We start from the raw sequence: 6,273 nt of genomic DNA, 5'->3' as shown, positions 1-6,273 counted from the left end.
GGGCCTTCCGCCCCGGGCACCGAGCGGCCCACCGCCCCCGGCACCGACCGCCTCGCCGCCCCCGGCACCGAGCCCACCGCCCCCGGCACCCAGCGGCTCGTCGAGCCCGTGCTCGCGCGGGCGACCGTGCCGGCGGCGCGGCAGCCGTGCGGGACCGGGGCCGTGCAGCCGGACCCGGCGGGGGCGCGGCGGCCGTCCGAGTCAGGGCACGCCCGCCCGGCGGAACTCGCGGCCGCCGCCCCGGAACACCCCGCGCTCACGGGCGACACCCCGCTCGAACCCCTCCTCGACTGGGCGCTGCGGGCCCTCGCCTCCGTCGGCGCGCTGACCTACGGCGACGGCCAGGCCACCCTCACCCCGCTGGGCAACTGGGCGGTGTGGGTCAAGCTGGAGCAGATCTGCGTGGCCGCACAGAGCCCGGCCGGCAACATCGAGCAGTCCGCCGAGGACATGCTCCGCGGCTGCGCCCAGCTCCGCCCCAACGCCGCCCGCGCCGAATACCGCGCCTGGCTCGCCGCCCGCACCGTCGGCGACGCCGTCACCGAGCTGATCCATGCCGCGCGCGGCGAGGACGCCCTGCTGCGCGGCCTGGCCTTCGAGGCGCTGCGCGTCGTCGGCGCCCCCGCCGAGCCGGACGTACACGCCGTCGTGGAGGAGCCGGCCCTGCGGCCCTACGCCCTGCTGTGGCTCGCCGAGCACGACGGGATCGATCCGGAGGACGCCCACGAGGTCCTCACCCGGGAGGAGGCGACCTGGCTGTGGGTGGACACCGCCGCCGCCGTCGCCGACCACGGCGAGTCGCCGATGCTGGTCCGGCACCTGGAGTCCGCGGTGCAGCCCACCGTCCCCCAGCTGCTCGACGAGGTCCGCGCCGTCGGCCACCCGCGCACCGTGCAGGTCCTGGTCGCGCTCGCCGCCGCGCATCCCGACCCGGCCCTGGCCAAGGCCGTGCGCCGGGCCGCCTTCCAGGTGCACACCGGAGGATGAGCGGAGCGGGGGCCGCTCAGGCGCCGATCTCCGGGGCGTACGTCCCGAAGCTCCAGATGTTGCCCTCGGCGTCCCGGGCCATGTAGTCCCGCGAGCCGTAGTCCTGGTCCGTCGGGGGCATCAGGATCTCCACGCCGTGCTCCAGGGCCCGCTCGTGGTGGGCGTCCACGTCGTCCACGACGACGTACACCCCGGCGGGCCCGGCGTCCTTCATGGCCGCGTCGAAGACGCCGCCGCGCCCCTTGGAGCCGATCATCACCGCGCCGTTGCCCTGGACCAGCTCGGCGTGCATCACCTTGCCGTCCTCCGTCTCGTACACCGACAGTTCGGTGAAGCCGAGGGCCTCCGTGAGCTGCTTGATCGCCGCCTTCGCGTCCGCGTACAACAGCGTGGGGTAGAGACTCGGCCGTCCGCCGCCCGTGCCTGCCATGCCGATCACTCCTTCGTGCGTCGGTTCCGTGGCGTCCCGTTCAGTCTCGCAGCCGCCACTGACAACGCCCCGGCGCCACGTGTCGCGCTGCTTCACGACGCCGGTCCGGCAGCCCCGGCGGAACCACCGCTGCCGCCGCCCCGCCCCCGGTGGACCCCCGAACGGGCGACTCCCCGCCCCCACCCGCCCCGTCACCCCGCCCCCGGCCGGACCCCGTGACTACGCTCTGCGCCTGATCCGAGGCCGAGGACAGCGAAGGGGGAAGGGTGGCAGCCGCCCCGAGCGAAGCAGGACTCGCCGTCTCAGACGAGCCATCCCATGCGGCGCACCCCGGCGCAGGCGCCCCGCCCCACCGCGGCCCCCGTCACCCACCGCGCGCGAAGTTCAGTGCCCACCACAGCACCCGTCACCACGGCCGGACCGCAGGCGTCCTGCGGTCCCTCGGTGGCGTCCTCCTCGCCGTCGGCCTCCTCGGTGCCGCCCACCACCTGCGTCCCGCCCCCTACGAAGACCGTCTCGTCCACGCGGCGCGAGGGGAGGGGCAGCCGGGCGCCGGAACCTGGGCACTCCGCACGCGGGGCGCCGCCGTGGCCGCCTACGACACCCGTACCGGCGCCCTGCGCTGGCGCTACGCGCGCGTGGGGCATCGGCCCGTCGACGTGCTGGCCACGCGCGCGGAGGTGATCGCGCTATGGGAGGACGGGCTGCTGACCGACACCGACGGGCGCTCGGTGCGCTGGCACCGGGCCCTGCCCGACGCGGCCGAGTGGCTCCCCGCGCAGGGCGGCACCGGCGTGCTGCGCTCCCTGGGACGCGGCATGCTCGCGGCCGTCACCCCGCACCGCGTGACCGCGTACCGCATCGCCGACGGCGACCTGCGCTGGGTACTGCCCGCCGACGACGGCTGCGCGTTCCGGCCCGTGGGCGCCGTACGGCGCGGCCCGGCCCTGCTGATCGCCCAGCCGTGCGCGCAAGGGCCCTGGACGCAGCAGCTCGTGGCCCTGGACGACCTCGGCCGGATCGTCCCGGGCCGCACGCCGCTCGGCAACGATCTTCCGCAACGATCTCCACGGGACAGATCGAACGCGCGGACGTAGAAAACCGCTTGCACACCCCCGTTAGACTTCTCCGCATGGCCATTCTCCTCGCGCATTAGACGGCGGGAACGTCCTCAGCCGCCCACCCGTCAATCCCTGTACGCCCTGGAGTCTGTCCTTGATCTCCGCCTCCGGTATCGAGCTGCGCGCCGGTGCGCGCGTCCTCATCGAGAACGCCACCTTCCGTGTCGCCAAGGGCGACCGCATCGGTCTCGTCGGCCGCAACGGCGCGGGCAAGACCACCCTCACCAAGTGCCTCGCGGGCGAGGGCATCCCGGCCGCCGGCCAGATCACCCGCTCCGGCGAGGTCGGCTACCTCCCGCAGGACCCCCGCACCGGCGACCTGGACGTCCTCGCCCGCGACCGGGTCCTGTCCGCGCGCGGTCTCGACGTACTGATCCGCAAGATGCGCGAGAACGAGGAGCGCATCGCCAACGGCAGGGGCGCCACCCGCGAGAAGGCCCTCAGGCAGTACGAGCGCCAGGAGACCGAGTTCCTCACCAAGGGCGGGTACGCCGCCGAGGCCGAGGCCGCCACCATCGCCGCCGCGCTGAACCTGCCCGACCGCGTCCTCGGCCAGCCGCTGCACACCCTGTCCGGCGGTCAGCGCCGCCGTATCGAGCTGGCCCGGATCCTGTTCTCGGACGCGGACACCCTGCTCCTCGACGAGCCGACCAACCACCTCGACGCGGACTCGATCACCTGGCTGCGCGACTACCTGAAGACCTACCGCGGCGGCTTCATCGTGATCTCCCACGACGTCGACCTGGTCGACACGGTCGTCAACAAGGTGTTCTACCTGGACGCCAACCGGTCCACGATCGACATCTACAACATGGGCTGGAAGCTCTACCAGCAGCAGCGCGAGGCCGACGAGAAGCGCCGCAAGCGGGAGCGGGCCAACGCCGAGAAGAAGGCCGCCGCCCTGAACGCCCAGGCCGACAAGATGCGCGCCAAGGCCACCAAGACGGTCGCCGCGCAGAACATGGCCCGCCGGGCCGAGAAGCTGCTCTCCGGCCTCGACGAGGTCCGGATGTCCGACAAGGTCGCCAAGCTGCGCTTCCCGGAGCCCGCGCCCTGCGGCAAGACCCCGCTGATGGCGGAGGGCCTGTCGAAGTCGTACGGCTCGCTGGAGATCTTCACCGACGTCGACCTCGCCATCGACAAGGGCTCACGGGTCGTCATCCTCGGCCTCAACGGCGCCGGCAAGACGACGCTGCTGCGCCTGCTCGGCGGCGTCGAGCAGCCGGACACCGGCCAGGTCGTCCCCGGCCACGGCCTCAAGCTCGGCTACTACGCCCAGGAGCACGAGACCCTGGACCCCGACCGCACGGTCCTGGAGAACATGCGCTCGGCCGCCCCCGACATGGACCTGGTCGAGGTCCGCAAGGTGCTGGGCTCGTTCCTCTTCTCCGGCGACGACGTCGACAAGCCGGCCGGCGTCCTCTCGGGCGGTGAGAAGACCCGACTCGCCCTTGCGACCCTGGTCGTCTCCTCGGCGAACGTGCTGCTCCTGGACGAGCCCACCAACAACCTGGACCCCGCCAGCCGCGAGGAGATCCTCGGCGCCCTGCGCACCTACAAGGGCGCGGTCGTCCTCGTCACGCACGACGAGGGTGCCGTGGAGGCGCTCCAGCCGGAGCGGATCATCCTGCTGCCGGACGGCGTCGAGGACCTGTGGGGCTCCGACTACGCGGATCTCGTCGCCCTGGCGTGATCGAAAGCCTGATCCGGGCCTGGCCGAGGCCTGATCCACCGCGTATGGATCATTCGGCTCATCGGTGATCCATCATCTGTGTGAGATCTCCTCGTATCGAGGTGTGTCGTACACGGAATTCCCGGCCGATCCCTTGCGCGCCAAGGGGTCGGCCGTCGCGCGTCCCTGACCTGGCACTTCACGAATCCACCCGTTCGGCCCCGCGGACACCACCCCATGGAATCCAGGATTCCGCTTGTGGGGATCCCCTCCTGTCGTCACAACGATGTCTCACGGACCTTGCCGAATGGGTGGCCATCAGGCCCGGGAGGGGTGATCATGAGGAGACCAGAGCGCACTTCCCATGAGGAGGCACGGGTGGCCGAGACTCTGAAGAAGGGCAGCCGGGTGACCGGCGCCGCGCGCGACAAGCTCGCGGCAGACCTGAAGAAGAAGTACGACTCCGGTGCGAGCATCCGGGCGCTGGCCGAGGAGACCGGCCGCTCGTATGGCTTCGTGCACCGGATGCTCAGCGAGTCGGGCGTCACGCTTCGTGGGCGTGGCGGAGCGACCCGGGGCAAGAAGGCCGCATCGTCCTGACTCCGGGCGGCCCATCGGCTTCGATGGTGGCCACCCGGTCGGCGGTCTGACCGGCCGGGTGGTTACTGTGCAGTCACTTAAGCGTGCCCACGGCATGCCCGGCTGACCGCACCCATCGGAGGCGCTCCATGGCTTCGCCCGACCAGGACCTCGCTCCTGTACTCGACAAGGACGGCGTACGGCTCACCGTCGACGACGCGCTCGCCACGGTGACGCTGACCAATCCGGCCAAGCGCAATGCGCAGAGCCCCGCCCTGTGGCGCGCGCTCACCGAGGCCGGCCGGCTGCTGCCGGGCTCCGTCCGTGTCGTCGTGCTGCGCGGCGAGGGCAGGTCCTTCTCCGCCGGGCTGGACCGGCAGATGTTCACGCCGGAGGGGATCCCGGGCGAGCCGAACTTCATCGAACTCGCGCGCCGTGACGACGCCGGGCTCGACGCGAGCATCGCCGAGTTCCAGGAGGCGTTCACCTGGTGGCGGCGCAACGACATCGTGTCCATCGCCGCCGTCCAGGGGCACGCCATCGGCGCGGGCTTCCAGCTCGCGCTCGCGTGCGATCTTCGGGTCGTCGCGGACGACGTGCAGTTCGCCATGCGCGAGACCAGCCTCCGCCTCGTCCCCGACCTGACCGGCACACACCCGCTGGTCGGTCTCGTCGGGTACGCCCGCGCGCTCGAGATCTGCGCGACCGGGCGGTTCGTCGGCGCCGAGGAGTCGGTGGCGTCCGGGCTGGCCAACGTCGCCGTGCCGGCGGCCGAACTCGACGCGGCCGTAAGGGACTTGGCCGCCGCGCTGCTGGCCGCGCCGCGGGACGCCGTGGTCGAGACCAAGGCGTTGTTGCGCGGGGCGCTGGACCGTGACTACGAGGCCCAGCGTGCGGCCGAGCGGGCCGCTCAGGCACGCCGGCTCCGGGATCTGGCCGGCCTCGGCGAATGAGCCCCGCGCCGGTGCGGCGCCCTGCGCGAGCAGGCCGTTCAGCCGACCGCCGTCACCAGCACGGCCACCGTCGGCCGGTCCGCCAGCGCATCCCGTACGGCCGTGCGGACCTGCCGAGCCACGTCGATGGTTCGGTGGTCCGCGCCCGTGGCGAGCTCCACGCGCGCGTGCCGGTGCGTCAGGGCCGTACCGGCCGGGCGTTCCTCCAGGTGGACCGCCCGGCCCAGACCGCCGAGGGAGCCCGTCAGCCCGGTCACCCCGGGGACGGACAGCGCGGCCTCGGCCACCCGGATCTCGTCCGGGTCCGTGGGCTCCCGCGCGGGTACGGGGCGCGGCCCGCGCCTCTCCCGGACGGGCTCCTCCGCCTCCAGCAGATCGGTGACCCGCAGGTCCACCTCCGTCACCGCGAGCCCGAGCCGCTGTGTCGCGGCCGTCGCCAGGGCCAGCCGTAGCCTGGACGCCACCGTGGGCAGCGGCTCGGCGGCCGCCGCCGCGAAGTCCGCCGTCAGCCGCAGCGGGCCCGGCGCCAGC

At 73.2% G+C, this 6,273-nt stretch carries 6 protein-coding genes and 2 pseudogenes; 5 read left to right on the top strand and 3 right to left on the bottom strand.

The window, feature by feature from the left end; genetic code table 11:
* Window positions 1-987: pseudogene (locus ABT288_RS49105) on the top strand (hypothetical protein); the annotation flags it as partial.
* A gap of 16 nt (window positions 988-1,003) precedes the next feature.
* On the opposite strand, the gene ABT288_RS49100 reads toward ABT288_RS49105, so the two are convergent.
* Window positions 1,004-1,417 (bottom strand): VOC family protein, encoded by a 414-nt coding sequence (locus ABT288_RS49100; RefSeq protein ID WP_351623292.1) that lies wholly within the window; start codon window positions 1,415-1,417, stop codon window positions 1,004-1,006.
* Window positions 1,418-1,719: 302 nt separating this feature from the next.
* Complete coding sequence (locus ABT288_RS49095; RefSeq protein WP_351623290.1) at window positions 1,720-1,941, bottom strand: hypothetical protein; 222 nt, start codon at window positions 1,939-1,941, stop codon at window positions 1,720-1,722.
* Between the two features lie 63 nt (window positions 1,942-2,004).
* Here ABT288_RS49095 and ABT288_RS49090 point away from each other — a divergent pair, with 63 nt between their 5' ends.
* From ABT288_RS49090 to ABT288_RS49075, 4 genes are all read left to right on the top strand, one after another.
* Window positions 2,005-2,514: a hypothetical protein gene (locus ABT288_RS49090; protein WP_351623288.1), complete on the top strand. Its 510-nt coding sequence runs from the start codon at window positions 2,005-2,007 to the stop codon at window positions 2,512-2,514.
* Window positions 2,515-2,632: 118 nt separating this feature from the next.
* Window positions 2,633-4,231: an ABC-F family ATP-binding cassette domain-containing protein gene (locus ABT288_RS49085; RefSeq protein WP_351623286.1), complete on the top strand. Its 1,599-nt coding sequence runs from the start codon at window positions 2,633-2,635 to the stop codon at window positions 4,229-4,231.
* 357 nt (window positions 4,232-4,588) lie between these two features.
* Window positions 4,589-4,810: a helix-turn-helix domain-containing protein gene (locus tag ABT288_RS49080; RefSeq protein WP_004002281.1), complete on the top strand. Its 222-nt coding sequence runs from the start codon at window positions 4,589-4,591 to the stop codon at window positions 4,808-4,810.
* A 128-nt stretch (window positions 4,811-4,938) separates the two neighbouring features.
* Window positions 4,939-5,742, top strand: coding sequence for an enoyl-CoA hydratase/isomerase family protein (locus ABT288_RS49075; protein WP_351623284.1), 804 nt, complete (start codon window positions 4,939-4,941; stop codon window positions 5,740-5,742).
* Window positions 5,743-5,780: 38 nt separating this feature from the next.
* On the opposite strand, the pseudogene ABT288_RS49070 reads toward ABT288_RS49075, so the two are convergent.
* Window positions 5,781-6,273 (bottom strand): annotated as a pseudogene (locus ABT288_RS49070) (nucleopolyhedrovirus P10 family protein); the annotation flags it as partial.

The organism is Streptomyces sp. NPDC001093 (genome assembly GCF_040298985.1).
Classification (GTDB): Bacteria; Actinomycetota; Actinomycetes; order Streptomycetales; family Streptomycetaceae; genus Streptomyces.
This window is presented reverse-complemented; position numbering and strand designations above follow the sequence as displayed.

Bases quoted from the DNA above. Each gene is read 5' to 3' on its own strand.
- ABT288_RS49100 (WP_351623292.1), bottom strand. From the start codon at position 1,417: ATGGCAGGCACGGGCGGCGGACGGCCGAGTCTCTACCCCACGCTGTTG.
- ABT288_RS49075 (WP_351623284.1), top strand. From the start codon at position 4,939: ATGGCTTCGCCCGACCAGGACCTCGCTCCTGTACTCGACAAGGACGGC.